Source organism: Bradyrhizobium sp. WSM4874, from assembly GCF_055811835.1.
The window spans coordinates 1-24,315 of the sequence record NZ_JBVVPR010000013.1; the positions used below are offsets into that span (position 1 = coordinate 1).

Annotated in this window: 25 protein-coding genes and 1 pseudogene; 11 read left to right on the forward strand and 15 right to left on the reverse strand. The window is 64.8% G+C overall.

The window, feature by feature from the left end; genetic code table 11:
• Positions 1–77 (forward strand): annotated as a pseudogene (locus AC0L3P_RS15675) (DUF1488 family protein); the annotation flags it as partial.
• A gap of 92 nt (positions 78–169) precedes the next feature.
• Here AC0L3P_RS15675 and AC0L3P_RS15680 read toward each other — a convergent pair.
• The 3 genes from AC0L3P_RS15680 to cobS form a co-directional block, all read right to left on the reverse strand.
• Positions 170–1,231: an esterase-like activity of phytase family protein gene (locus AC0L3P_RS15680; RefSeq protein WP_473302684.1), complete on the reverse strand. Its 1,062-nt coding sequence runs from the start codon at positions 1,229–1,231 to the stop codon at positions 170–172.
• Entirely contained in the window at positions 1,228–3,132 is a 1,905-nt protein-coding gene (cobT, locus tag AC0L3P_RS15685; RefSeq protein ID WP_473302686.1) for a cobaltochelatase subunit CobT, read from the reverse strand. The genes AC0L3P_RS15680 and cobT overlap by 4 nt, the downstream gene beginning before the upstream one ends.
• A 186-nt stretch (positions 3,133–3,318) precedes the next feature.
• Positions 3,319–4,317, reverse strand: a complete 999-nt coding sequence (gene cobS / locus AC0L3P_RS15690; protein ID WP_275172738.1) for a cobaltochelatase subunit CobS — start codon at positions 4,315–4,317, stop codon at positions 3,319–3,321.
• A gap of 308 nt (positions 4,318–4,625) precedes the next feature.
• Between cobS and AC0L3P_RS15695 the strand changes: the two genes are divergently transcribed.
• Entirely contained in the window at positions 4,626–5,285 is a 660-nt protein-coding gene (locus tag AC0L3P_RS15695) for a DedA family protein (RefSeq protein WP_354063433.1), read from the forward strand.
• Between the two features lie 21 nt (positions 5,286–5,306).
• On the opposite strand, the gene AC0L3P_RS15700 is transcribed toward AC0L3P_RS15695, so the two are convergent.
• Both AC0L3P_RS15700 and AC0L3P_RS15705 read right to left on the reverse strand, forming a co-directional pair.
• Positions 5,307–5,678, reverse strand: coding sequence for a nuclear transport factor 2 family protein (locus tag AC0L3P_RS15700; RefSeq protein ID WP_473302689.1), 372 nt, complete (start codon positions 5,676–5,678; stop codon positions 5,307–5,309).
• Between the two features lie 49 nt (positions 5,679–5,727).
• Positions 5,728–6,330 carry an NADPH-dependent F420 reductase gene (locus AC0L3P_RS15705; RefSeq protein ID WP_473302691.1) on the reverse strand — a complete coding sequence of 201 codons (603 nt, stop codon included), beginning with the start codon at positions 6,328–6,330 and terminating at the stop codon, positions 5,728–5,730.
• A 128-nt stretch (positions 6,331–6,458) separates the two neighbouring features.
• Here AC0L3P_RS15705 and AC0L3P_RS15710 point away from each other — a divergent pair, with 128 nt between their 5' ends.
• Positions 6,459–7,388, forward strand: coding sequence for a LysR substrate-binding domain-containing protein (locus AC0L3P_RS15710; RefSeq protein ID WP_473302693.1), 930 nt, complete (start codon positions 6,459–6,461; stop codon positions 7,386–7,388).
• A gap of 22 nt (positions 7,389–7,410) precedes the next feature.
• Here the strand turns inward: AC0L3P_RS15710 and AC0L3P_RS15715 are convergent, their stop codons facing one another.
• Positions 7,411–8,640, reverse strand: a complete 1,230-nt coding sequence (locus AC0L3P_RS15715; RefSeq protein WP_473302695.1) for a citrate/2-methylcitrate synthase — start codon at positions 8,638–8,640, stop codon at positions 7,411–7,413.
• Positions 8,641–8,714: 74 nt separating this feature from the next.
• On the opposite strand from AC0L3P_RS15715, the gene AC0L3P_RS15720 reads away from it, so the two are divergent.
• Positions 8,715–9,809 (forward strand): citrate synthase/methylcitrate synthase, encoded by a 1,095-nt coding sequence (locus tag AC0L3P_RS15720; protein ID WP_354063426.1) that lies wholly within the window; start codon positions 8,715–8,717, stop codon positions 9,807–9,809.
• A 198-nt stretch (positions 9,810–10,007) separates the two neighbouring features.
• Here AC0L3P_RS15720 and AC0L3P_RS15725 read toward each other — a convergent pair whose 3' ends face one another.
• Positions 10,008–10,643, reverse strand: a complete 636-nt coding sequence (locus AC0L3P_RS15725; protein WP_007599228.1) for a J domain-containing protein — start codon at positions 10,641–10,643, stop codon at positions 10,008–10,010.
• A gap of 159 nt (positions 10,644–10,802) precedes the next feature.
• Here AC0L3P_RS15725 and AC0L3P_RS15730 point away from each other — a divergent pair, with 159 nt between their 5' ends.
• Positions 10,803–11,072, forward strand: coding sequence for a BolA family protein (locus tag AC0L3P_RS15730; protein WP_354063424.1), 270 nt, complete (start codon positions 10,803–10,805; stop codon positions 11,070–11,072).
• A 112-nt stretch (positions 11,073–11,184) separates the two neighbouring features.
• Here the strand turns inward: AC0L3P_RS15730 and AC0L3P_RS15735 are convergent, their stop codons facing one another.
• The 3 genes from AC0L3P_RS15735 to AC0L3P_RS15745 form a co-directional block, all read right to left on the reverse strand.
• On the reverse strand, positions 11,185–12,489 hold the full coding sequence (locus AC0L3P_RS15735; protein WP_275172731.1) for an HlyC/CorC family transporter: 1,305 nt from the start codon (positions 12,487–12,489) through the stop codon (positions 11,185–11,187).
• 92 nt (positions 12,490–12,581) lie between these two features.
• Complete coding sequence (aroB, locus tag AC0L3P_RS15740) at positions 12,582–13,730, reverse strand: 3-dehydroquinate synthase (RefSeq protein WP_473302699.1); 1,149 nt, start codon at positions 13,728–13,730, stop codon at positions 12,582–12,584.
• Positions 13,727–14,350, reverse strand: coding sequence for a shikimate kinase (locus tag AC0L3P_RS15745; RefSeq protein ID WP_275172729.1), 624 nt, complete (start codon positions 14,348–14,350; stop codon positions 13,727–13,729). The genes aroB and AC0L3P_RS15745 overlap by 4 nt, the downstream gene beginning before the upstream one ends.
• 183 nt (positions 14,351–14,533) lie before the next feature.
• On the opposite strand from AC0L3P_RS15745, the gene AC0L3P_RS15750 reads away from it, so the two are divergent.
• The 6 genes from AC0L3P_RS15750 to AC0L3P_RS15775 all read left to right on the forward strand — a co-directional run bounded on the left by AC0L3P_RS15750 (position 14,534) and on the right by AC0L3P_RS15775 (position 19,594).
• Positions 14,534–14,680: a hypothetical protein gene (locus AC0L3P_RS15750; protein WP_035669499.1), complete on the forward strand. Its 147-nt coding sequence runs from the start codon at positions 14,534–14,536 to the stop codon at positions 14,678–14,680.
• Between the two features lie 17 nt (positions 14,681–14,697).
• Complete coding sequence (gene xerD / locus AC0L3P_RS15755; RefSeq protein ID WP_473302701.1) at positions 14,698–15,681, forward strand: site-specific tyrosine recombinase XerD; 984 nt, start codon at positions 14,698–14,700, stop codon at positions 15,679–15,681.
• 201 nt (positions 15,682–15,882) lie between these two features.
• Positions 15,883–16,845, forward strand: coding sequence for an acetyl-CoA carboxylase carboxyltransferase subunit alpha (locus AC0L3P_RS15760; RefSeq protein ID WP_473302703.1), 963 nt, complete (start codon positions 15,883–15,885; stop codon positions 16,843–16,845).
• A gap of 415 nt (positions 16,846–17,260) precedes the next feature.
• The gene (locus tag AC0L3P_RS15765) at positions 17,261–18,805 is read left to right on the forward strand and encodes a L,D-transpeptidase family protein (RefSeq protein ID WP_473302705.1); all 1,545 of its coding nucleotides are present in this window, start codon (positions 17,261–17,263) and stop codon (positions 18,803–18,805) included.
• 148 nt (positions 18,806–18,953) lie between these two features.
• Complete coding sequence (locus AC0L3P_RS15770) at positions 18,954–19,184, forward strand: AbrB/MazE/SpoVT family DNA-binding domain-containing protein (RefSeq protein WP_354207445.1); 231 nt, start codon at positions 18,954–18,956, stop codon at positions 19,182–19,184.
• Positions 19,181–19,594 (forward strand): PIN domain-containing protein, encoded by a 414-nt coding sequence (locus AC0L3P_RS15775; RefSeq protein ID WP_473302708.1) that lies wholly within the window; start codon positions 19,181–19,183, stop codon positions 19,592–19,594. Before AC0L3P_RS15770 ends, AC0L3P_RS15775 begins: the two co-directional genes overlap by 4 nt.
• A gap of 118 nt (positions 19,595–19,712) precedes the next feature.
• Here the strand turns inward: AC0L3P_RS15775 and AC0L3P_RS15780 are convergent, their stop codons facing one another.
• From AC0L3P_RS15780 to AC0L3P_RS15800, 5 genes are read right to left on the reverse strand one after another with little or no spacing between them, the layout of a single operon-like run.
• The gene (locus AC0L3P_RS15780) at positions 19,713–20,408 is read right to left on the reverse strand and encodes a branched-chain amino acid ABC transporter ATP-binding protein (protein ID WP_007599215.1); all 696 of its coding nucleotides are present in this window, start codon (positions 20,406–20,408) and stop codon (positions 19,713–19,715) included.
• Positions 20,401–21,135 carry an ABC transporter ATP-binding protein gene (locus tag AC0L3P_RS15785; protein WP_473302710.1) on the reverse strand — a complete coding sequence of 245 codons (735 nt, stop codon included), beginning with the start codon at positions 21,133–21,135 and terminating at the stop codon, positions 20,401–20,403. The genes AC0L3P_RS15780 and AC0L3P_RS15785 overlap by 8 nt, the downstream gene beginning before the upstream one ends.
• Complete coding sequence (locus AC0L3P_RS15790; protein WP_473302712.1) at positions 21,122–22,216, reverse strand: branched-chain amino acid ABC transporter permease; 1,095 nt, start codon at positions 22,214–22,216, stop codon at positions 21,122–21,124. Before AC0L3P_RS15790 ends, AC0L3P_RS15785 begins: the two co-directional genes overlap by 14 nt.
• Positions 22,217–22,222: 6 nt before the next feature.
• Positions 22,223–23,440 carry a substrate-binding protein gene (locus tag AC0L3P_RS15795; RefSeq protein WP_007599205.1) on the reverse strand — a complete coding sequence of 406 codons (1,218 nt, stop codon included), beginning with the start codon at positions 23,438–23,440 and terminating at the stop codon, positions 22,223–22,225.
• A gap of 4 nt (positions 23,441–23,444) precedes the next feature.
• The gene (locus AC0L3P_RS15800) at positions 23,445–24,302 is read right to left on the reverse strand and encodes a branched-chain amino acid ABC transporter permease (protein WP_275172720.1); all 858 of its coding nucleotides are present in this window, start codon (positions 24,300–24,302) and stop codon (positions 23,445–23,447) included.
• Positions 24,303–24,315: the final 13 nt, after the last annotated feature.

Below are 24,315 nucleotides of genomic sequence, written 5' to 3' on the forward strand. Positions count from 1 at the left end.
CCGGACGCAAATATCAGGCGACCGAGTTCGAAGGCACGCCGCCGGGAATCGTGCTGCGGAGCATTGATTTTCGGGGGATGGAGGGCGGGAGTTGGAGAGAGTGTAGTGAGCGATGCGCGGATTGCCAGCCGCGCGACGGGCATGGCGGCTGGCGGAGGATGCATTGCGGCTATTCCACCAGCGCGAACTGCAGCAGCAGGGTGCGCTGGAGCATCGAGAAATTGTCGTCGGACACCAGCGTCAGCACGGTCTCGCCCTCGGGCGTGACGTGGGCGTCGATGCCTTCCATGTTGTCGATCTCGTGGCCGAGATCGGCCTTGAACAGCACGGGGCCGTCCACCAATGCGCCCGGCGCGATCGATTTCAGGGGAATCGCGCGGATGCGGATATCGACGCCAGTGAACCAGGAGAATTTGCGTTCGAGAATCAGGAGATCGCCCGAGGGCAGCAGCACGGCGTCGCTGATGAGCTGCTGGTCGGTGCGGCGAACGCTGAACTGGCCGGGCGTCGGGCCGCCGATCAGAAATCCGATCAGATTGCCGTCGGCATCGAAGCCGCCTTCCGACAGCGCGATCAAGGTCCCCGCGAGCGGCTGCCCCTTGGGGACGAACACCAGCGCCTCGAGCCCTTTATTATAGGGCAACTTTCGCACCGCCGGCGGCGTCGGCAGCACCTCGCCGCGGGCGCGAGTGCCGCCCTTCGAGAAATCGAACCGCATGATCTGGTTGACGCGCTCGAGCCCGACATAGACAAGGTCGCCGTCACGCGCGAGCGCCTCGGTGTCGTACCACAGCCGCTTCTCCGTGATCGGCCGCCCCTGCGCATTGAGCACCGGCGCGGCCTCGACGTCGTCGAGACCCGCCATGCTCCGCCCGGAATAGCGGATGCGACCGGTGAACCAGGTGCCCTGGTCGGACATCGCGAGGAAGCGCTCGCCTTTGGTGTCGAGGAAGCGGAAGCCGGACAGGCCGCCGAAGCCGCGATGCGGCGAGGTCAGCACCAGGCCGCCGCGATAATCCAGCGAGCCGAAGCGCGTGCGCGCGCGGTCGCGCGGCTCGAAATTGGGAATCGGCCGCGCGTTGACCTCGATGCCGACAGGCGCGGCGACGGCGTGCTCGATGAGCGCCGGCTTCGGCGCGGGCTGCGCCTGCGCCAGCCGAGACAGTGCGAGAGTGGAAAATCCCGCCGCCGCGTGGCCGATAAAGCTGCGGCGGGATCGATGGTTGCTCACGAATGCAGTTTGCGTCGCGGGCGACCGGCCGGCTGCGTTGGCGCGGTGTTGGTCTCGCTGAAGAGTTCGGCGAGTTTTTCGGTGATGGCGCCGCCGAGCTCTTCGGCGTCCACGATCGTCACCGCGCGGCGATAATAGCGCGTCACGTCATGGCCGATGCCGATCGCGATCAGCTCGACCGGCGAGCGGGTCTCGATCTCCTCGATGATGTGGCGCAGGTGCCGCTCGAGGTAGTTGCCGGGATTGACCGACAGCGTGGAATCGTCGACCGGCGCGCCGTCCGAGATCATCATCAGGATCTTGCGCTGCTCGGGCCGGCCGAGCAGGCGCTTGTGCGCCCAATCGAGCGCCTCACCGTCGATGTTCTCCTTCAGCAGCCCCTCGCGCATCATCAGGCCGAGATTCTTACGCGCGCGACGCCACGGGGCGTCGGCCGACTTGTAGATGATGTGGCGGAGATCGTTGAGGCGGCCGGGACTGGCCGGCTTGCCGGCGGCAAGCCACGCCTCGCGCGATTGCCCGCCCTTCCAGGCGCGCGTCGTGAAGCCGAGAATCTCGACCTTGACGCCGCAGCGCTCCAGCGTGCGGGCGAGGATGTCGGCGCAGGTCGCCGCGACCGTGATGGGCCTGCCGCGCATCGAGCCGGAATTGTCGAGCAGCAGCGTCACCACGGTGTCGCGGAACGTCGCCTCCTTCTCGTGCATGAAGGACAGCGGGTGATAGGGATCGGTCACCACGCGCGACAGCCGCGCGGGGTCGAGAATGCCCTCTTCGAGATCGAACTCCCAGGCGCGGTTCTGCTGCGCCATCAAGCGCCTCTGGAGGCGGTTGGCGAGACGGGCGACGATGCCCTGCAGATGGGCGAGCTGCTTGTCGAGATAGGCGCGCAGGCGCTCCAGCTCGTCATGGTCGCAGAGGTCTTCGGCGGCGATGATCTCGTCGAACTTCGGCGCGAAGGCGTGATATTCCGGCCCGCGCGGCTCGTTTTTGCCATGCGAATTCGGCCGCGTTGCCTCGCCCGGCGTCTCGTCGTCGCCGAGCTCGCCGTCGTCGAAGGTGTCGGAGGTCGAGGCCTGCGCGCTTTCCATCGCGCTCTCGCTCATCTCCTCGCTCGACGCCTGGGCCTGATCGGCGCTCATCTCCTGCGCGGCGTCGGAATCGGGCGAGCCCTCGGCGCCGGACTGATCGTTGTCGCCGTCCTGGTTCTCGTCGTTCTCGTCATTGTCTTCGCTGTCGGCGCTGCGCTCGTCGCCAATCTCGAGCGCCGTCAGGAGATCATGCACGGCATCGCCGAACCTGGTCTGGTCCTCGACCACGGTGTCGAGCCGGTCGAGGCGCCTGCCGATCTTGTCTTCGAGGATGGGACGCCAGAGATCGACCATCTTCTTGGCGGCCGCCGGCGGCGCCATGCCGGTCAAGCGTTCGCGCACCAGCATCGCCAAGGCGTCGGCGAGCGGCGCGTCGGCGCGATCGGTGATCTCGTCGAACTTGCCGCGATGGAAATGGTCGTCGAGCATCGCGGTGAGGTTTTTCGCAACGCCCGCCATGCGCCGCGCGCCGATCGCCTCGACACGGGCCTGCTCCACCGCCTCGAACACGCCGCGCGCCTGCGGATTGCCGGGCATCAGCTTGCGATGCAGCTTCGGATCGTGACAGGCGAGCTTGAGCGCGATCGAATCGGCATGGCCGCGCACGATCGCGGCGTCACGCCTGGTCATCTTTCGCGCGGGCTCGGGCAGCCGCGCCTTGCCCGGTGCGAGCCCGGGGCGCTCGGCGGCGAAGCTGACATCGAGCTCGGGCGCCTTGGCGATCGCCTTCAGGCAGGAGGCCACCGAGCGCTTGAACGGCTCGGTCGGAGCTTCCTTGGTGTTGCGGAATTTGGAGTTGGAGGTGGTGCTCATCTCGATCTCACCGTCGTCCTGGCGAAGGCCAGGACCCATAACCACCGCATGCAGTTATTGAGCACACTGACGGCCCCGATCTTCGCGACAACCACGCCCCGTGGTTATGGGTCCCGGATCTGCGCTTCCTCCAGACGGCGCTTCGCGCCGCCAGGAGTTCGCTTGTCCGGGACGACATCTCAAATCTCAGCTGAGCGCCACGTTCACCGCCGATTCCGGCAGCTCCGCGTTGAAGCAGCGCTGGTAGAACTCGGCGACGAGGGGACGTTCGAGCTCGTCGCACTTGTTGAGGAAGGTGACCCGGAACGCAAATCCGATGTCGCCGAAGATGTCGGCGTTCTCGGCCCAGGTGATCACCGTGCGCGGGCTCATCACCGTCGACAGATCGCCATTGGCGAAGGCGTTGCGGGTGAGATCGGCGAGGCGAACCATCTTGTTGACGATGTCGCGGCCCTCCGTGGTGCGATAGTGCTTGGCCTTGGCCAGCACGATCTCCACTTCCTCGTCATGGCTGAGATAGTTCAGCGTGGTGACGATCGACCAGCGGTCCATCTGGCCCTGGTTGATCTGCTGGGTACCATGATAGAGGCCCGAGGTGTCGCCGAGGCCGACGGTGTTGGCGGTCGAGAACATGCGGAATGCCGGATGCGGCTTGATCACCTTGTTCTGGTCGAGCAGCGTCAGGCGGCCGGAGACTTCCAGCACGCGCTGGATCACGAACATCACGTCCGGACGGCCGGCGTCGTATTCATCGAACACCAGCGCGACATTATGCTGGAGCGCCCAGGGCAGGATACCGTCGCGGAATTCGGTGACCTGCTTGCCGTCGCGGACCACGATCGAGTCCTTGCCGACGAGGTCGATACGGCTGATGTGGCTGTCGAGGTTGACGCGCACGCAGGGCCAGTTCAGCCGCGCGGCGACCTGCTCGATATGGGTGGATTTGCCGGTGCCGTGATAGCCCGTGACCATGACGCGGCGGTTGTGGGCGAAGCCGGCCAGAATGGCGAGCGTGGTGGCGCGATCGAAGCGGTAATCGGAATCGACTTCGGGGACGTGAGGATCGACTTCGGAATAAGCGGGGACTTCGAGATCGCTGTCGATCCCGAACACCTGGCGCACCGACACCTTCATGTCGGGCAAACCGGAAACTTCCTCAACTTTGGACATCGCGGCGGTCGTCATCAATCCTCCGAGGTCCCGGGCGATCCCGAGACCAGTTATTGCACGTTGGCTGCGGCTGGGTGCTGTTGCGAACCTATCAGAGACAACGTGCGGGCAGAAGCCCGCCCCCCAATCAAAGTTCCGTTGTCTTTTCATTTAGATAGGCAAGGAACGCGATTTTTGGAAGGCTGCCCTGCGAATCACGCCTGAATTTCGTGCGGAAGGCACGTCCTGCCCACGCGGGTGGCACTTTTACCGCCGCTCGTTACTTATGTAGGGTCCGAATGCAGGGTCCGAACCCCGAGACCCAATCCCACCATAGAGACGATGTGACGTCCTTTCTCGATCCCCTCATTTCATTCGTCTCGGCCCATGCGTGGCTGGCCTATCTGACCCTGTTCCTGGCGGCCCTGCTGGAGGCGGTTCCAGTGGTGGGGTCGGTGATCCCCGGCTCGACCATCATCCTGGCGCTGAGCGCCCTGATCCCGGGCGGCGAGCTCAGGCTGCAATGGGTGTTGCTGGCGGCGGCGCTCGGCGCAGTGCTCGGCGACGGTTCGGCTTACTGGATCGGGCACCGGCAGCAACGGGAGATCCTCAACACCTGGCCGCTGACCAATTATCCGCGCGTGGTCGAACAGAGCGAGACTTTCTTCCACCGCTTCGGCACCTGGGCGGTGTTCTTCGCCCGCTTCGTGCCGCCGATCCGTGCCTTCGTCCCGGTCACGGCGGGCGCGCTGGGCATGCCCCCGGCCCGCTTCTACGCCATCAACATCCCGGCAATCCTGGTCTGGGCACCCGCGCATGTGCTGCCGGGTGTTTTGGCAGTGTCGGCCCTGCACGAATACGCCGGGCTGCCGCATCACGGGCATATCGGCAAGCACATCTGGATCCTGACCGTGATCGGCGTCGCGATCGTTCTGAGCCTGGCGGTCTGGATCTATCGCCGGCGGAACGGCAGCGCTGTCGCCGCGGCGAAGCCGCAGATCTAGCGCCAGCGTCGCGACCTTCTCTCAAGGCGTATTGAGAAGTACCCACAGCCGCGAGATTCTACCATTTTCGACTTCAGCCACGTCGGCCCCTGTCACGGTGGTCGGGCCGTGCTCGGGCCCGGCGTGCCAGGCTAGATGGCCCAAGCCGTGATGCCCGACAGCCGCGCCATCGGGCACGAACCTGAAAGTCGGCCCGAACTGCTTCAAAAGATCTCCCGCGATCCTCGATATTTCTGCCCGCCCGCGGACGATATTCATCGGCTCGTACATGACGGGCTCATCGACGAACAACTCGGCTATGGCCGCTCGCCGCTTGTCCTCGTCGCGCTCGTTGAACACGCGCTCCAGATTTGAACGAAGCAGATGGTCGAATTCGATATTGCCGGTTGTCATGTTGCAGCCTTTCTTCACATCATTGTCGGCGAATATCCGCGACGGATGATCAATCGAACTTGACCAGGTTCAACGCGGGAAGCGGGCCACCCGGAAACTGGGTCAACCTTCCGCCGATCGCGAGCGAGCCAAGATCGATGCCGAAGAATCCGAGTTGTTCGATCAGCGCGCCGACGGCGGTCTTAGCTCCGGCATCATCTCCCGAGTAGAACAGCACGCGCTTGCCTCCATCGGTGGTCGGGTCAGCTGCGAGGAGTTCTGACAGCAGATGATTGAATGCCTTCACTACCCGCGCGCCGGGCACCAGATCGGCGAAGACCTCCGACGAGGCGCGACCACCGAGTTCAGCCGGCTTGAATAGCGGCGCCTCGATCGGATTGTTGGCATCAACCACGATGCGGCCGCCGAACGGCGGCAGGCCCGCAAGCGCGCCAGGCAGCTTCGACCAGTTGACCGCGACGAACACGATATCCTTGGCGGCCGCCTCCTCGCGAGTGCCGGCGGTCACGAGCCGACCGATGTCGGCCACAGCCGTCGCCAAGCTCTCCGGACCGCGGCTGTTAGACAAGGTCGTGGCGATGCCCTTACGCGCGAACGCCCGGGCGATGGCGCGGCCGATATTGCCCGCGCCGATAATGCCGATGGTGGACATGGAAGATGCTCCCGAGATGTATGGAGATCAGATCGACTGATCAGTGACCTCAAAATGGCGCAACCATTCCCCCTTGATTAGAGGGGACTTGGTAGTAAGATTTTCAACGATTACTTTTGAATGAGCTGATGGAAACGCTGGCTAATCTGGAATCCTTCCTCCGCAGCGCGGAATGCGGCAGCTTTTCCGAGGCAGGTCGGCGTCTGTCGGTGACGCCGGCTGCTGTCAGCCGCAATGTCGCGATGCTGGAGCGCAATCTGGGCGTCCGGCTGTTTCATCGATCCACGCGAAAGCTGACGCTGACGGAGGCCGGGGAGACGTTCCGCGCAGCGATCGCCGACAATTTGGAGGGACTGCAGGCAGCGATTACTGGGATATCGACGGGGAGCAATGAGCCGGCTGGCCTTCTCAAGGTGAGCCTGCCGCCGACATTCGGCATAGGCCATATCCTGCCGCTGCTTCCCGGTTTCCTGGCCCGTTATCCACGGGTACGCGCCGAGTGGCACTTCGAGAATCGCCAAGTCGATCTCGTCGGTGAAGGCTACGACGCCGCAATCGGAGGCGGATTCGAGTTGTCCCCCGGTCTCGTGAGCCGAACAATTGCGCCGGCACACATCGTCGCCGTGGCGTCTCCAGCCTATATGTCGGGACGAACATTTCCGACCAAGCCGGACGAATTGGCGACACTGGACGGCATCGTCATGCGCTCGCTGCAGACCGGGCGCATTCGGCACTGGTCGATGCGCGACGTTTCAGGTCGGGAAATTCAGGCCTCGCTCTCCGAGGCGATCGTGGTCAACGATCCCGCTGCGATGCGTGAGGCGGCATTATTGGGCCTCGGGGTCGCCATGCTCGCAACCGCCGACACCCTGCCCGCGCTTGAAAACGGTTCGCTGCTGCGCCTCGTGCCGCGCTGGTACTGCGACGCCGGCGCGATCTCGATCTACCATGCCTCGCGCAAGCTGGTGCCGGCAAAGACGAGAGCCTTCGTGGACTGGGTGGCGGATGCATTCAAGAAGAACAAGCTCGCGGAGCGCTTTGCGGGGAGTCTGAGCTGACACGCATGCCCGCACGTATGATCTAGGCCTTTGCGTCCGGCCCCCCTGCCCGTCGCCCCGGTGCAGGCCCAACATAACGCGCCCTAGGCCTGATCAGCTTGCCGAACTGCAGCTGCTCGCTGGCATGTGCGATCCAGCCGACGCTGCGGGCCATCGCAAACAAAGCGAGCTCGCTTCCGGCCGGCAGGCGCAGCGCGTGCACGAGCACCGCGAGCGCGTAGTCGATATTGACGAGTTCGCCGGTCGCCTCCGCGATCCGCTCCGGCACCTCCTTGGTGAATTTGCGCGGTGCGCCGGCGCGGCTCAGGGCATTCAGCAGCGACTGCGCGCGCCGATCGCCCCGCTTGTAGACGCCGTGACCGAAGCCGGCAAAGCGTTCGCCGAGCGCGACGCGTTCGCGGACCATTGGCTCGACGTCACGATCCACCAGCGTCTTGACGAGCTGCGAGGCGAGCACGCCGGCGCCGCCGTGCTTCGGCCCCTTCAGGGCGGCGAGGCCGGCGATGACGGAATCATAAAGATTGAGGCCGGTCGAGGCTGCGCAGCGCGCGGTGAAGGTGGACGCGTTCAATTCATGCTCGGCGAGCAGAACCAGCGCGCGGCGGATGAGATCGGCCGCGTGCTTGTTGTCGGGCGCCCAGGCCCTCGCGATCTGCTGGTGCAGCGGCTCGGCGGACGGCTCCGTGTTGAGCATGGTCGCGACCAGGAGCCGGACGATGCGCGCACCGACCATCGCACGTCCATCATGCGCGCGGGTGAAGGCGCGGGGATCGGCGCTCGATGCGAGCGCCAGCACGGCAATGGCACGATCGATCGGCGCGGCGCGCCGCGCGGCCTGCGCGATCAGGCGCATCTCATCGGACACCGCGGGCTGATTATCCGGCGCAAAGGGATCGACGCCGGAGACGTCCCACAGAAGCGTTGCGGTGTGCTCCAGCGTGTCGTGCTCGGCGAGATCGACGCAATTGACGCCGCGATAGATCGCGCCGTCCTCGGTGATGGTGGAGATCTCCGTGTCCATAACCGGCAGATCGGCATCGAAGCTGCGCAGACCGCGCGGCTCCGGCGACGGCACCCGGCGCTCCTTCAGCGCCCGGACGTCCTCGGCGCGATAGCGGTTCTTGCGCGAGTCCGGCGTCGGCTCGGAGCGAACCAGGCCGCGACTGACATAGGCGTAGAGCGTGGCCGGCGAGATCGCGAGCTCGGCGGCGGCTTCCCTGGCCGACAGGTAGAGCTCCTCGGAATTTTTCATATTGATTTATGTAATCAAGATTGATCAATCTGTCGAGAGGCCTGACCTTGGCTGGTGCAAAGGAGATTTGGGCCATGAACATCCACCTCACCAAAAGCCAGATCGGGCTGGACGGCGTTCCCGCGGCCGAAACCGTGCTGAGCCATGTCGACGGCGAGCGCGGCGAGTTGATCATCGCAGGCGAGCATGTTGGCCGACTGGCGAGCCAGTCGAGCTTTGAGGGCGTCACCGCCCGGCTCTGGAACGGCGCCAGCACGACCACGCTGAACGAAGCCAATGTGCGCGCGAGCCTGGGCGCCGCACGCGAGCGCGCCTTCGCGCGGCTGGATGAGTTGCTGCCGGCAACGCGCGGCATGGGCATTATCGACGGGTTTCGCGCGGCGGTCGCGGGACTTCGCGCCGAGCACGGCCTCGCTCATGAGGCGACGATCGTCGGCGCATTCCCGGTGATTGCGGGCGCGCTCGTCCGCCGCGCTAGGGGTCTCGATCCCGTGGCGCCCGATCCGAACGTGAGCCATGCTGCCGATACGCTTCGCATGCTGCACGGGCGCGCGCCTGAACCACGCGAGGTCACGGCGCTGGACGCCTACCTCGTCACCGCGAGCGACCACGGCATGAACGCCTCGACCTTCACCGCCCGCGTGGTGGCCTCAACGCAGGCAGATCTGTTTGCCGCCGTCACCGCCGGCTATTGCGCGCTGACGGGTCCGCTGCATGGCGGCGCGCCGGAGCCGGTGCTGGAAATGCTCGACGCGATCGGCTCGCGCGAGCGCATCCAGCCCTGGGTGGACGCGGCACTGGCCCGCGGCGAGCGGATGATGGGTTTCGGCCACCGCGTCTATCGCGTGCGCGATCCCCGCGCCGACGTGCTCAAGACCGCGATCGAGGCGCTGGCCTCGGACGGCGCCGACCTGCCGTTTGCCGGCGAGGTCGAAGCCTATATCCGCAGCGCGCTGCGCAAGAAGAACCCGGACCGGCCGCTGGAGACCAATGTGGAGTTCTTCACCGCGATCCTGCTCGATGCGCTGGCGATCCCGAGGCAGGCCTTCACGCCGATCTTCGCGGTGGCGCGCGCAGCCGGGTGGACGGCGCATGCGCGCGAGCAGCAGCGGACGGGACGGCTGATCCGGCCGAGCTCGTCATATGTGGGGGCGATGCCGGAGGCGTGATGAAACGTAGCCTGGATGGAACGGCGTTCTTTCCCTCTCCCGTTGTGGGAGAGGGTGGCTCGCCGCGCAGCGGCGAGACGGGTGAGGGGTTCTCTCCCCGCACAATCCCTTGCATTGGAATTTGAGGAAGCAACCCCTCATCCGGCGCTTCGCGCCACCTTCTCCCACAAGGGGAGAAGGGAAGACAGAGGCGCGGCCTCAGGCCTCGCGCACCACGGTCTTCAGGTAATTATACGCCTTGATGATCTCGATCAGGCGGTCCTCGGTGGAGCGGTCGCCGCCGTTGGCGTCGGGGTGGTGCTGCTTCACCAGCGCCTTGTACTTGGACTTGACGTCGGCGAGCGTGGACTCGGGGCCGAGGCCCATCACCTGGAGCGCCTTGCGCTCGGCATTCATGATCTTGCGCGTCTCGGCCTTGGGCGCGGCCTGCGGCCCGGCGCGCCAGCCGGTGCGGCCGTTGAGCTCCTGGAACATGCTGAACGGATCGAAGGCGCCGTCGATCTCGGCTTCCGCGCCTTTCTTGACGCCGCCATTGGCGCCCATCTTCCAGGTCGGACGATGACCGGTCAGTGCATCCTTCTGATAGCGCGCGACAGCGTCGGCATTCATGCCGGAAAAGAAATTGTAGTTCTGGTTGTACTCGCGCACGTGGTTCAGGCAGAAGTGCCAGTACTCACGCTGATTGTCGCGACCCTTGGGCGCACGATGCGCGCCCTTGTTCTGACACCCGGTCCATTCGCAATTGACCACGGCGTCGCGCGGCTTCACTTCCGGCTGCTTGCCTTTCGGCTTGACCCGGATGGAGTCGAAGAACTTTGATGAATCAATCGGCATGGCTGACTTTGACTACGCAATGCAAAAACCTTCAAGTCTTGACATTGCAATTAGCTGAAAACACATAGCCGAAGCTTCGCCTCGGCGTCCTGAAGAACGGCTACCCAAGGGCAGCCTACGCAATTGACGGAGTGCGGTCGCGCACCTTAAGGCACACCCATGGCTATGAGAGACACTATCAGCAACAAGTTGCAGGAAGCTTTCACGCCGGAAAGCCTGCAAGTCGTCGACGAGTCACATTTGCATGAGGGCCACGCCGGCCATCGGCCGAGCGGCGAGACGCACTTCCGCGTATATATCGTGTCTCAGGGCTTCAAAGGGAAGAGCCGGGTCGATCGCCACCGCATGATAAATTCGGCACTGGCCGCGGAACTCGCAGGCAGCGTGCACGCGCTGGCGATCCACGCGCAAGCGCCGGGAGAAAATTAGCTTGGTCATTCCGGGGCGGCTCGAAGAGCCGAACCCGGAATCTCGAGATTCTCAGGTGCGCAATTGCGCACCATAGTTCGATGCTTCGCATCGCCCCGGAATGACCGAGGAATCAAAACGACGTCCCGGCCCGCCGCCGCTTGGCTTCTTCCATTTCCGTCTCGCGCGGCACCGGTGAAATACGGAGTGCGGTGATGCGGTTGCGTTCACGGCGGAGGACGCGGAAGCGGAAGCCGTGGAAGGTGAAACTCTGGCCGCGGTCGGGGATCGAGCGCGCCTCGTGAATGACGAGGCCGGCGACCGTCGTTGCCTCTTCGTCAGGCAGGTGCCAGTCCATGGCGCGGTTGAGGTCGCGGATCGGCACCGAGCCGTCGACGACGACCGAGCCGTCCGGCTGGGCGCGCACGCCCGCGACCACGACGTCATGCTCGTCGGAAATGTCGCCAACGATCTCTTCCAGAATGTCTTCCAGCGTCACGAGACCTTCCACTTCGCCGTACTCGTCGACGACCAGGGCGAAATGGGTCTTGCGGCGGCGGAACGCCTTGAGCTGCTCGGAGACGGGCCGCATCTCCGGCACGAACCAGGGCGGTAGCGCGATGGTGGAGACGTCGATGCGCGAGGTCTCGCCGTCGGCCGCGCGGATCGCGCGCAGCAGATCCTTGGCGTGGAGCACGCCGATGATGTTTTCCGGCTTCTCGCGCCACAGCGGGATGCGGGTGTATTCGGCCGCCAGCACCTCGCGCACCAGATCCTCCGGCGGCAGATCGGCGTTGATCATCGTCATCTCGGTGCGATGGATCATGACGTCGGAGACCTGGAGCTCGCGCAGATCGAGCAGCCCGCCGAGCATGTCGCGGTCCAGCTTCTCGAACTTGCCTTCATGATGCAGCAGGTCGACCGCGCCGCGGAGGCGCTCGGTCGGCGACAGGATCGCCTGGTGCTCGCCGGCAAGGCCAAACAGGCGCATCAACAGCCGCACGATGACTTCCACGATCCGCAGCAACGGCCCCAGCACGTACATCGTCAGCCGCATCGGGCGGGCGACTGCCAGCGCCATGCGGTCGGGCGCGTTGATTGCGATGGTCTTGGGCAGCACCTCGGCGAAGATCACGACCAGTGCGGTCATCAAGCCGGTGGCATAGAGCACGCCGACGTCGCCGAACCAGGCCGTGAAGATGCTGGTGGCCAGCGCGGATGCACTGATATTGGCGATGTTGTTGCCGAGCAGCAGCGCACCGATCAGGCGCTCGCGCATGTCGAGCAGCTGCGAGACCACGTCGGCGTCGCGATTACCCTGCTTGGAGAGCCGCAGCATGCTGGCGCGCGAGGCGCCGGTCAGTGCGGTCTCGCTCGCGGCGAAGAAGCCGGAGACGAGCAGGCAGAGAATGACGATGGTGAATCCGAGCCAATCCATGAACCACTCTGGTTTCTTGTTTTGACGCGTTTTCTTGACGCGAACCGGTACCCACTTCGCTCGAAAACGCTTTAACGCCGTTCAGCCGCGTGTCACGCCTTCTGGGCGAGCTTGTCCTTGAGGAAGTCGCGCACCGGAGCCGGCTCGACGTTCTTCACGACGATTGCGCGCCCCACCGCCTCCAGCAGGATGAAGGTGAGCCTGCCGCGCTCGACCTTCTTGTCCTGCGCCATCAGCGCCATCAGCGCGTCGGCATCGGCAAGCCCCTCCTGCGCGAAGCCCGCGATGTCCTGCAAGCGCGTCGGCAGGCCGGCTTCGATCAAGTGGCGCTCGACGCGCGTGGCGTCCGCGTCGCCGATCATGCCTAGCTTCGCGGAAAACTGCGCCGCCAGCGTCATGCCGATCGAAACGCCCTCGCCGTGGAACAAGCGGTCGGAGAAACCGGTCGCGGCTTCCAGCGCATGGCCGAACGTATGGCCGAGATTGAGCAGCGCGCGCTCCCCGGTCTCGCGCTCGTCGCGCGAGACCACGCCGGCCTTGGCGCGGCAGGAGGTCGCGATCGCATGCTCGCGCGCCGAACCGCCTTTGGAGATGTCGGAATGGTTCTTCTCGAGCCAGGCGAAGAAGGCCTCGTCGCCGAGCACGCCGTATTTGGCGACCTCGGCGTAGCCGGCGCGGAATTGCCGCGGCGACAGCGTGTCGAGCACGGCGGTGTCGGCAATCACAAGCACCGGCTGGTGGAAGGCGCCGAGCAGATTCTTGCCCTGCGGCGAGTTGATGCCGGTCTTGCCGCCGACGGAGGAATCGACCTGCGCCAGCAGCGAGGTCGGCACCTGCACGAAGTCGACACCGCGGCGCAGGATGGCCGCCGCAAAGCCGGCGAGATCGCCGACCACGCCGCCGCCCAGCGCGATGACGAGATCGTTGCGCTCGATTTTCGCGGCGATCAGGGCCTCGCTGACTTTTTCGAGACCGGCATAGGTCTTGGAGATCTCGCCTTCCTCGACGACGATGCGCGATGTCGGAATGCCCGCGGCTGCGAGCGATGCCTCGGCGGGCTCGAGCCAGTATTTCGCTACCGTGCGATCCGTCACGATCGCGGTGCGCACGCCGGGACGCAGATGCGCGACCCGTTCGCCGAGCGAGGCCAGCACGCCGCGGCCGATGACGATGTCATAGGCGCGATTCTCCAGCGCGACTTCGACGTTGACGGGATCGGAATGTTTCAAGGGCGCGGTCATCGTGCGGCACTCGCGACGTCGGCTGGTGGCGGGGACGCCTGTTCGCCGCAAAGATGCGCGCGCAGCGTTTCGATGGTCTCATCGACGATCTTGTCGTGCGGCACGTCGCGCGAGGCGATGGTGAGGTCGGCATGGCCGTAGACCGGCTCGCGCTCGGTCAGCAGGCGCGTCACAGTTCCTTCGGGATCGGCGGTCTGGAGCAGCGGGCGGTCGGCGCGCCGGCGCACGCGGCGCATGATGACATCATGATCGGCCTTGAGCCAGATCGAGATCGCCTTCGCCGCGATGCGGCCCCGCGTCTCCTCGCGCATGAAGGCGCCGCCGCCGGTCGCCAGCACGATGGGACCGCCGTCAAGCAGACGCGCGATCACGCGGGCCTCGCCGTCGCGGAAATGCGGCTCGCCGTGGCGCTCGAAGATTTCCGGTATGGTCATGCCGGCCGCCGCCTCGATCTCGGTGTCGGCATCGATGAAGGGCAGCTTGAGCCTGAGAGCCATGCGGCGGCCGATGGTGGATTTGCCCACTCCCATCATGCCGACGAGCACGATCGAGCGCGTCCCCAGCGCCGACAGGATGTCGGCCTCGGGCGAAGCTTGGATCGGCAACGCGGCGTCGGGCATTTGTCTCGCTCGATTGGGTCTCGCTCGATCTGCCGCCAAAGGCGGCATCCTTTGGCCACCTATACGACCACGCAGGGGCCCTCGCCAGAGGACTCTTGCCACGAAACGGCGAACGTGTTGGATGATTTCATTGGTTAATTTGCTCGCCAAGCCCCTGACCGAGACCCCTCCGAGATCCTGCCGATGCCCAGCCTGTTCCGCTTCCTGACGGTCGTCGCCGTGATCGCCGGCATCGTCTATGGCGTGGTCTTCGCGCTGGCGAACTTCGTCAATCCGAAGCCGCGGGAAATGACGGTGACGATCCCGCCGGATAAGTTTCTCAAGAAATAGCAGCTAGGCTGCCGGGCATGCGTGCCAGATCTTCCGCCAGCAAGCCCTCAGACACAAAACTCACCGGCCTGTTCCTCGACATGCTCGCGGCGGAACAGGGCGCCGGTCCCAATACGCTCGACGCCTATCGCCGCGACCTCACCGACTTCTCCGAGTTTCTCGGCCGCGTCGGCCATGCATTTGCGGATGCGGAAACACAGACGCTGCGCGACTATCTCGCCGATCTCGACACGCGAGGCTTCAAATCCACCAGCGTCGCGCGGCGGCTGTCGGCGATGCGGCATCTCTATCGCTTCCTCCTGAACGAACGCATCAGAACCGACGATCCCGCGGCGATCCTGTCCGGCCCCAAGCGCGGCCGCGGGCTGCCGAAGGTGCTGTCGATCGCGGATGTCGACCGCATGCTCCGCCGCGCCAAGGAATTGAGCGAGGCGGAGGATGCCTCGCCCTCGAAACGGCTGCGCGCCCTGAGACTCTATTGTCTGCTCGAGGTGCTCTACGCCACCGGCCTGCGCGTCTCCGAGCTGGTGGCGCTGCCGCGCACGGCCGCGAAGCGCGACGCCCGCATGATCGTGGTGCGCGGCAAGGGCAACAAGGAACGGCTGGTGCCGCTCAACGAGGCCTCGCGCCAGGCGATGGCCGATTATCTCGCGGCGACGGAGGCGGCCAAGGACAACAGCAAGACTGACAAGAAGAACAGCGTGGCGGCCTCGAAATGGTTATTCCCCTCGTTCGGCGAGAGCGGGCATCTGACGCGGCAGCATTTTGCCCGCGACTTGAAGGAGCTCGCGGTTGCTTCGGGGCTGCAGGCCCGGCTGGTCTCCCCCCACGTGCTGCGCCACGCCTTCGCCAGCCACCTGCTGCACAACGGGGCCGATTTGCGCATCGTGCAGACGCTGCTCGGCCACACCGACATCTCGACGACTCAGATCTACACCCACGTGGTCGAGGAGCGGCTGAAGAGCCTGGTCCGCGACCTGCACCCGCTGGCGGAGAAATGAGTCTCCGGTAGCCCGGCTACAGGCCACAGCCCGAAACCGCCTTGACTTCGGCCACATCTCCGCAGAAAGAGCCGGGGCCTCACGATGATTTGGCCGCCGCTCCCTGCGAACACACAGGCCAACTCATTGACGAACCTACATTTCTTTCCGCGACATCGAATCCGCTTCGCCGCCTCGCCCCGTCGTCCCTATATTGAGTTGATGCCAGACCAGATGCGCAGCTATCTCGATTTCGAAAAGCCCGTCGCCGAGCTCGATTCCAAGCTCGACGAATTGCGGACGCTTGCGGCCTCCGGCAGCGACATCGCCGAGGAGGTCGGGCGGATCGAGGACAAGGCCGCGCAGGCGATGGCCGACCTCTATCTGAACCTAACGCCGTGGCAGAAGACGCTGGTCGCGCGACATCCGCAGCGGCCGCATTTCAACGACTTCATCAAGGGCCTGATCACCGAGTTCACCCCGCTCGCCGGCGACCGCAAGTTCGGCGAGGATGAGGCGCTGGTGGCAGGCTTCGGCCGTTTCCGCGGCGAGGCCATCTGCGTGATGGGCCAGGAAAAGGGCGATTCCACCGAGAGCCGCATCAAGCATAATTTCGGCATGGCGCGGCCCGAGGGCTATCGCAAATGCGTACGGCTGATGGAGATGGCGGAGCGGTTCGGCCTGCCCGTGCTGTCGCTCGCCGATTCCGCCGGCGCCTATCCCGGCATCGGCGCAGAAGAGCGCGGCCAGGCCGAGGCGATCGCGCGTTCGACCGATGCCTGCATGGCACTGACAGTGCCGAACGTCGCCATCATCACCGGCGAGGGCATGTCGGGCGGCGCCATCGCCATCACCACCGCCAACAAGGTCCTGATGCTGGAGCACGCGATCTACAGCGTGATCTCGCCCGAGGCGGCGTCCTCGATTCTCTGGCGCGACGGGTCCAAGGCGCAGGAAGCCGCCAACAACATGAAGATCACCGCCCAGGACATGCTCCGCTTCGGCGTGATCGACAGCATCCTGAAGGAGCCGGTCGGCGGCGCCCATCGCGACCCCGCCGCCATGATCGCCACCACAGGCGATGCCATCGCCAAGGCCTTTGACGAGCTCCGGGGCCTCGACGGCGACGCCATCCGCAAGCATCGGCGGCAGAAATTCCTCGATATTGGCCGGAAACTGGGCTGATTCGGGCGGGTTTGGGGCCCGTCGGCCGCGTCACCCTCCCTGGGGTAATGGGTCCTGGCTTTCGCCAGGACGACACTGAGTTTGAGGCCGGCCAAACCGCGCCGTAGGCCCCGGTAACCCCGCGTTAACCCTTTTTTTGCCCAAATCAGCGATCTCTGTACCGGTTTGGCCGCGAGGCCCAAGTTACGGCCCAGTTTAAGCCTTCGTTGACCACGCCTTTGGGCCAACGGGCTCGTGATCCCCGTTCGGGTTGCGACCACATGACCCAGAGGTTAGAATTTTAATCAATGGCTTCAGGGCATAAGCGCTGGAGCGTGATTGCGAAAAGCCCGTCGCGACGGGTCCGGGTCTCCGGTCGGATCATGCTTCAAGATTGGGGTTTGCGCGCGATGCCCTGGACGGTGTGGGGTCCATCTTGATTTCTCGTTCGCTTGCTCGCGCGTTTTTGGTTTCGGTGGCGCTTGCCGCCAGCTTTGTGCTGGCCGGCTGCGACACCGACCAGGTTTCGCTTGCGACCAATGCCAAGGCCAACCAGCCGGTGCCGCCAAAGCTTCTCGCCGCGATGGTCGAGAAGAACATGGATCTGCAATCGCCGATCCTGGTGCGCCTGTTCAAGCAGGAGGCCGAGCTCGAGGTCTGGAAGCAGACCCGCAACGGCCAGTTCGCGCTGCTCAAGACCTATCCGATCTGTCGCTGGTCGGGCGACCTCGGCCCGAAGGTGCGCGAAGGCGACCGCCAGGCGCCGGAAGGATTCTACTCGATCAATCCGGGCCAGATGAATCCGCAATCGGCGTACTATTTGTCGTTCAACACGGGCTATCCGAACGCGTTCGACAAGGCCTTGGGCCGCAGCGGCTCGCAGCTGATGGTGCATGGCGATTGTTCGTCGCGCGGCTGCTACGCGATGACGGACGAGCAGATCGCCGAGATCTATTCGCTCGGGCGCGAGTCCTTCTTCGGCGGCCAGAAGGCGTTTCAGCTGCAGGCCTATCCGTTCAAGATGACGCCGGTGAACATGGCCAAGCACCGGAACAATCCGAACATGCCGTTCTGGAAGATGATCAAGGAAGGCTATGATCATTTCGAGGTGACGCGGCAGGAGCCGAAGGTCGATTTCTGCGAGAAGAAGTACGTCTTCGACGCAGCGAAGCCGCCCGACGCCAAGCGCGATCCGGTGTTCGACGCGTCTGCAAAGTGCCCGGCCTATGTGATCCCCGAGGAGATCGCCAGCGCCGTGCGCGAGAAGGATGCGCGCGACCAGGCGGAGTACAGCAAGCTGGTTTCGCGCGGCACGCCCGTTGCGCGCATGAACACCGGCATCGACGGCGGCATGAACAAAATCTTCGCCGCGAAGATTCCGGAAGGCTCGACCGGCCTGTCGGAGGGCGCCGAAGGCACGACGTTGCAGATGCTGGCCATGGCGAAGGCGCCGGGCACGATCCCTGGGCACGTCAATCCGCCGAAGCCGAATCTCGATGCAGCCGCGCCCTCGCCGCAGGAAGAACCCGTCGTCGCCGTCAGCGCGCCCGCCACCAACACCCGCGTCGCCACCGCAGCTGCACCTGAGAAATCCGGCTTCTTCTCGAATCTCGGCCGCAAGATGGGCATGGGCAACGCCGAGGCCACGGCGACCACGCCTTCGCCGCAAGCCACGGCATCTGTCGCCCCGGCCGCGACGACCACGACGCCGCCGAGCGCGGCGTCCCGGCTGAAGGCCGCGGTGACCCGGTTCGTGCCGGGACACGACAAGTCCAAGGATGCAGCGAAGGATGCGCCGAAGCCGGCTGTTGTCGCTGCCAAGCCCGCCGAACCTGCGAAGCCCGACACCCGTCTCGCCGCAACCCGCCCTGCGCTCAAGCCGTCGGTGTCGGATGGCGCGGGTGAAGCAACCCAGATCATGGGAGCCGCGCCGGTCGTGCAGTCGAACTCGTTCGACAGCCGGTTTGGGGCGGTGAAGTAAACGGGCGGGAACCTCTCGCCCCTTCCCGATTCGTACCAAGCTGACGGCCGTCCCGGATGATCAGCGGCCTTCCAGGACCTGAAGCCCTTGAATTGCGATGATATCCTCTCCATGATATACAATAATCCTGTATATCATGGAGCATTCCATGCTGGTCTCCAAATGGGGTAACAGCCTCGCAGTCCGTCTGCCTAAGGCACTCGTTGAGGCCTTGAACCTCGCCCCCGGTGACGAGCTCAACGTCGTAGAGGCTTCGACAGGCCAGATCAAAGTAGAGAAGGTCGACAGACGAGCGGAATTTCTCAAGCGAGCCGAGCAGTTCCGGATTCCCCTGCCCGAGGGTTACAAATTCGACCGCGACGAAGCGAACGAGAGATGAGCTCGTTCTTCGACAGCAACATCTTGGTCTATGCCTTTTCGGCCGACATCCGGCGCGAGCGCGCGCTGACCACAATTGCTGGCGGCGGCGTCATCAGTGCGCAGGTGCTGAACGAGTTCACCAACGTACTGCGCAAGAAGCAAATACAGGACTGGTCCGTTATCGAGGCCGCGGTGCAAGCCATCCGATTTCGGTTTCCGGATATCACACCGCTCACCGCCGACACGCACGCTACGGCGCTTGCGCTTGCGCGCGACCATACGCTTGCCTTCTACGATGCTCTGATCGTAGCGGCCGCGATCGAGGCTGGCTGCGAGACGCTGTATAGCGAGGACATGCAGCACGGCCGCAGCATCGGTGGGCTGTCCATCGTCAATCCATTTTTCGGAAGCACTTCGCCGTCACCCTGAGGTGTCCGCTTCTTCAGCCGCCCTCGAAGGGCGACGGCCCGGCTGGCAGCGCTACGCGAGTGCCTCCAGCGACAATGGCTTCGCCATTGCGCGGGGATGACGAACTGCCAGGGCTCTCCTACGGCGCCAGATAACGCAGCAACTCCGGATTGCCCCTCACTTCGCCTGCCTCGCCTTGCAGTGCGACGCGGCCGCGGTCCAGCACGTAGGCGTAATCGGCTACGCGGAGCGCGAGGTCGAGGTGCTGCTCGACGATGATGACGGCGATGGTTTTCGCGAGCTCGATCAGGCGCTCGGTGATCTCCTCGATGACACCGATCCAGACGCCTTCGGTTGGCTCGTCGAGCAGAAGCAGCTTGGGATCGCCCAGCATGGCGCGGCCGATGGCGAGCATCTTGCGCTCGCCGCCGGAAAGCGTGCCGGCGGGCTGGTCGAGGCGCTGGCCGAGCTTTGGGAAGATGGTCAGCACGTGGTCGACCGCGTCGGCTTTCCTGCTCGCGAGCGAGCCGACCGCGAGATTGTCGCGCACCGACAGGCGCGCGAACACCGAATGCTCCTGCGGCACGTAGCCGATGCCGGCGCGTACGCGCTCCTGGGTCGCGCGGCGGCTGATGTCGCGGCCATCGAAGGCGACCTCGCCCTTCCACGCCGGCAGCTCGCCGACGATGGTCTTCATCAGCGTGGTCTTGCCGGCGCCGTTGCGGCCCAGCACGGCGACACCGCCGCGCCAGGGAATGCCGAGGTTGACGTCGAACAGGACCTGGCTGCGGCCATAGCCGGCGTCGAGATGCTTGATGTCCAAAAATTCAGGCACGGCGCAAATAGATCTCCTGGACGGCCTTGTTGGCCTGGATCTCCGACACAGTGCCGGATGCCAGCACCTTGCCCTGGTCGAGCACGGTGAGGCGATCGCAGATGTCGCGGATGAAATCGAGATCGTGCTCGACGATGACCAGCGAGCAATGTTTTTTGATCGGCTGCAGCAATTCGCCGGTGACGCGGCGCTCCTCCAGGCTCATGCCGCCGGTGGGCTCGTCCAGCAGCAGAAGCTTCGGCTTGCCGGCCAGCGCCATCGCGATCTCCAGCCATTGCTGCTGGCCATGCGACAGCGCCGCCGCCGCGTCGAAAGCGCGGTCAGCGAGGCGGAACTGCGTCAGCATGGTCATGACCTGATCGTGCAGGAGCCCGCGCGTGCGCGAGAACACGAGATCGAACAGCGAGGACTGCGCCTGCAAGGCGAGCAGGATGTTGTCGTACAGCGTCAGCGTCGGCAGCACGCTGGTGATCTGGAATTTCAGGCTCATGCCGGCGCGGGCACGCTCGGTCGGCGTGAACGCGGTGATGTCGGTGTTGACGAAGGAGACCTTGCCCTGTGTCGGCATCTCGGCGCCGGCGATGCACTTCATCAGCGTGCTCTTGCCGGAGCCGTTCGGGCCGATCAGGCCGTGGAACTCGTTCTCGCCGACGGTCAGCGCCGCGCCATCGAGCGCGGTGAGCTTGCCGAAGATTTTCTTGACGCCGGTGGCTTCAAGGAGCGGCATCGCGCTTCTCCTTCGCCTTTGCTCCGAAGCTGCCGACCCGCTCGCGTTCGCCGAGCACGAAGCTGATCAGGCCGAGCGGCCGGAACAGGATCACGAGCAACAGCAGCACGCCAAGAATGATCGGCCAGACCTCACGATAATTGTCCGAGAGCCAGAAGCTGACACCCTCGACGATGACGGCACCGATGACGGCGCCGATCAGCGTCCCGGAGCCGCCGAACAGCACGTAGAGCACGACTTGCGTCGACACCACGACGCCGACCATGTTGGGCCACACGAAACCTTCGTGGAAGGCGTAAAGGCTGCCGGCAAGACCCGCCACCGCGCCGCCGATCGCGAAGATGATCGCCTTCAGGTGCTGCGCCTTGTAGCCGAAGAAGGCGATGCGCTGCTCGTTCTCGCGCAGGCCGGCCAGCGCCAACCCGAACTGCGAGCGCACCAGAAAACGGCAAAGCAGGTAGACCACAACAAGAAGGCCAAGCACGAGATAATAGAACGGCGGCCCTTCCGAGAACTCGTAACTGCCGACCGTCATCGGCGCGATCGAGGGGATGCCGTTCTGGCCACCGAGATAGTACCAGCCGCGCGCCAGCCGGTCGGCGGCGTAGGATCCGGTCAGCGTGCCCAGCGAGACGAAGATCACACTGGAGGGATGCCGCCCCAGCAGCAGGAAGCCGCCGAGCAGCAGCGCGAAGGTGAGGCCGATGATGGTGCCCGCAGGCAGCACCAGGAAGATGTTGGTGATGTCGAGGTCGCGCGCGAGCAGCGCCACGCCATAGCCGGCCGAGCCGAAAAACAGCGCCTGGCCAAAGCTCATGATGCCGGCATAGCCCCACACCAGGTCGAACGACAGCGCGAACAGCGCGAGAATGATTACCCGCGTTGCGAACACCGTGAGGTAGTCCTGCAGCACCAGCGGCGCGAGGAGCGCCGCGACCAGCACGACGCCCTCCACGATCGGCAGGACCTTTCGTCCCGGAGCGGCTTGCTTCGCTGATCCGTGTTCAGTCATCGCGCCGACCGCCTCCCCGCCGATCTCGGCGGGGATTGCCTGTTTCGCTGCGCCCATCGACTTCAGCATTCCAGCTTAACACTCCTTGGGATCGACGAGCCCGTCGCTGCGTCCGACGATCTCGTAATTGCCGCCCTTGGCGACCGCGGTGTACATTTTCATCTTGCAGTGCCGCTTGCCCGGCACCATCTCGGCCGGTCCGCCCGGACCTTCGGCGATCTTGGCGTGGTCGAGCGTAGCCGCGACCGATTCCCGGTCGATCTTGCCGGCTTCCTTGACGGCGGCTTCCCACAGCTTCAGGCCGCGATAGGTGCCGGTGGCTGCGCTGCCGGCGGCGAACAGGAAGTTGCCCGGGAAATCCTTCTCGTAGGCGGCCTGGATTTTCGCGTCGAACGGGTTCTCCTTGGTCAGCACCTTGAAATAATCGAGGCAGCTGGCGAGACCCTCGATCTCGGCCGCCTGGTTGATGTTGAGCGTGTTCTCGTCATAGTAGACGCAGGCCAGCCGCCCGCCGTTCTTGAGGAAGCCGGCTTCATAGAGCTGCTTGAAGAACGGGCCGACGCCGGGCGGGATGACGGTGTTGAAGACGACGTCGACCTTGTTGGAGATGATGCGGTTGACGGTCGAGGAGAAGTCGACCTGGTCGAGCGGATAATATTCCTCGAACACGACCTCGCCGCCGTTGGCCTCGATCACCTTGCGGGCATAGACGTTGAGCGTGTGCGGCCAGACGTAGTTGGCGCTCGGCAGCGCGAACTTCTTGCCGCCGTTCTTGATCAGCCAGGGAATGAACTCGTCGCACTGCTGCGCGGGCGTCGGCCCAGTGCAGAACAGATAGGGCGTGCACTCCTTGCCTTCGTAGAGCTGCGGATAGATGTAGAGCGTCTTGCCGCGCGCGACGATCGGATCCTTGATCGCGTTGCGCATCGACGAGGTGATGCCGCCCAATACCATGTCGACCTTGTCGCGCTGGATCAGCTTGCGGACGTTGCCGACCGCGACGGATTCGTTCGAGGCGGTGTCCTCGATATAGAGCTCGAGCGGGCGGCCGAGCAGACCGCCGCCGGCGTTGATCTCCTTGATCACCATCTTCGCGACGTTGGCGTCGGCATTGCCGGCGTAGGCGATCGGCCCGGTGAGGTCAGTGGCGATGCCCACCTTGATCGGGGCTTCGGCCGCATTAGCCCAGGGCGCCGGAATCACCCAACTGCCGACGCCGGTGGCGACCGCGCCGGAGGCAAAGGCGAAATTCGAGAGGAAGCGGCGGCGGGAGAGCTGAGTGCGATCGGACATGTGACTAAACCCCTTTTCCAGCGATGAGGCCCTGCGGCCGGAATTTGATGAAGACGATGGCGAGAACAAAAACGAGGACATCGGCAACGACGGGCGCCATTACCCAGGGCAGCGCGGCACTGAGCGTGCCGATGAGCCCGGCGCCCGCGACCGGCCCGATGAAGGAGCCGACGCCGCCGACCATGACCGCGACAAAGCCCTGGATCAGGAAGCGCAGGCCGAGATCGGCGAACAGGCTGAACACCGGCACGATCAGAGCGCCGGCTAGGCCGGCAAGCGCCGCACCGAACGCAAAGGTGGCGCCATAGATCAGCGGCGTGGAGATTCCGGAGGCGCGCGCCAGCGAAGGATTTTCCAGCGTGGCGCGCACGCGCAGGCCGAAGCTGGTGCGCGCCAGCAGCAGATAGCAGCCACCCATCACCAGCGCCGTGATGACGATGATGGTGAAGCGCCAGGCCGAGATGTGCATGGCGCCGATGTCGATCGAGCCGCCGATCGGCTCCGGCACGGTGAGATAGAAGCCGCCGATCAGGCCGCGCACGGATTCGCGGATGATCAAGCCAAGCGCATAGGTGCCGAGCATGGCGACGATGGGTGCTGCGTAGAAGCGGCGGATGATCAGCGCCTCCAGCACGAAGCCGAGTGCGCCGACGACGAAGGGCGCGGCGACCATGCCGGCCCAGATCGGCAGGCCCTTGGCGTAGGCGAGATAAGTGATGTAGGCCCCGAGCAGGACGAACTCCCCCTGCGCGAAGTTGAAGATGCCCATCATGCTGGCGATGATCCCGAGCCCCAGCACGATCAGGACAATGATCGCGCCAAAGCTCAGGATCTCGAACGCCGCAACGAACGCGTTAGCCATATGATGGGTTCTT

What these genes read in the sequence shown, in the direction of transcription:
- AC0L3P_RS15735 (WP_275172731.1), bottom strand. Translation starts at nt 12,489, where the DNA reads ATGGATTGGCTCGGATTCACCATCGTCATTCTCTGCCTGCTCGTCTCC.
- AC0L3P_RS15775 (WP_473302708.1), top strand. Translation starts at nt 19,181, where the DNA reads ATGAGCTCGTTCTTCGACAGCAACATCTTGGTCTATGCCTTTTCGGCC.
- AC0L3P_RS15750 (WP_035669499.1), top strand. Translation starts at nt 14,534, where the DNA reads ATGCCCAGCCTGTTCCGCTTCCTGACGGTCGTCGCCGTGATCGCCGGC.
- AC0L3P_RS15730 (WP_354063424.1), top strand. Translation starts at nt 10,803, where the DNA reads ATGGCTATGAGAGACACTATCAGCAACAAGTTGCAGGAAGCTTTCACG.
- AC0L3P_RS15770 (WP_354207445.1), top strand. Translation starts at nt 18,954, where the DNA reads ATGCTGGTCTCCAAATGGGGTAACAGCCTCGCAGTCCGTCTGCCTAAG.
- AC0L3P_RS15795 (WP_007599205.1), bottom strand. Translation starts at nt 23,440, where the DNA reads ATGTCCGATCGCACTCAGCTCTCCCGCCGCCGCTTCCTCTCGAATTTC.
- AC0L3P_RS15725 (WP_007599228.1), bottom strand. Translation starts at nt 10,643, where the DNA reads ATGCCGATTGATTCATCAAAGTTCTTCGACTCCATCCGGGTCAAGCCG.
- AC0L3P_RS15800 (WP_275172720.1), bottom strand. Translation starts at nt 24,302, where the DNA reads ATGGCTAACGCGTTCGTTGCGGCGTTCGAGATCCTGAGCTTTGGCGCG.
- AC0L3P_RS15710 (WP_473302693.1), top strand. Translation starts at nt 6,459, where the DNA reads ATGGAAACGCTGGCTAATCTGGAATCCTTCCTCCGCAGCGCGGAATGC.
- aroB (WP_473302699.1), bottom strand. Translation starts at nt 13,730, where the DNA reads ATGACCGCGCCCTTGAAACATTCCGATCCCGTCAACGTCGAAGTCGCG.
- AC0L3P_RS15745 (WP_275172729.1), bottom strand. Translation starts at nt 14,350, where the DNA reads ATGCCCGACGCCGCGTTGCCGATCCAAGCTTCGCCCGAGGCCGACATC.
- AC0L3P_RS15760 (WP_473302703.1), top strand. Translation starts at nt 15,883, where the DNA reads ATGCCAGACCAGATGCGCAGCTATCTCGATTTCGAAAAGCCCGTCGCC.
- cobT (WP_473302686.1), bottom strand. Translation starts at nt 3,132, where the DNA reads ATGAGCACCACCTCCAACTCCAAATTCCGCAACACCAAGGAAGCTCCG.
- AC0L3P_RS15790 (WP_473302712.1), bottom strand. Translation starts at nt 22,216, where the DNA reads ATGCTGAAGTCGATGGGCGCAGCGAAACAGGCAATCCCCGCCGAGATC.
- AC0L3P_RS15700 (WP_473302689.1), bottom strand. Translation starts at nt 5,678, where the DNA reads ATGACAACCGGCAATATCGAATTCGACCATCTGCTTCGTTCAAATCTG.
- AC0L3P_RS15720 (WP_354063426.1), top strand. Translation starts at nt 8,715, where the DNA reads ATGAACATCCACCTCACCAAAAGCCAGATCGGGCTGGACGGCGTTCCC.
- AC0L3P_RS15705 (WP_473302691.1), bottom strand. Translation starts at nt 6,330, where the DNA reads ATGTCCACCATCGGCATTATCGGCGCGGGCAATATCGGCCGCGCCATC.
- xerD (WP_473302701.1), top strand. Translation starts at nt 14,698, where the DNA reads ATGCGTGCCAGATCTTCCGCCAGCAAGCCCTCAGACACAAAACTCACC.
- cobS (WP_275172738.1), bottom strand. Translation starts at nt 4,317, where the DNA reads ATGACGACCGCCGCGATGTCCAAAGTTGAGGAAGTTTCCGGTTTGCCC.
- AC0L3P_RS15715 (WP_473302695.1), bottom strand. Translation starts at nt 8,640, where the DNA reads ATGAAAAATTCCGAGGAGCTCTACCTGTCGGCCAGGGAAGCCGCCGCC.
- AC0L3P_RS15785 (WP_473302710.1), bottom strand. Translation starts at nt 21,135, where the DNA reads ATGCCGCTCCTTGAAGCCACCGGCGTCAAGAAAATCTTCGGCAAGCTC.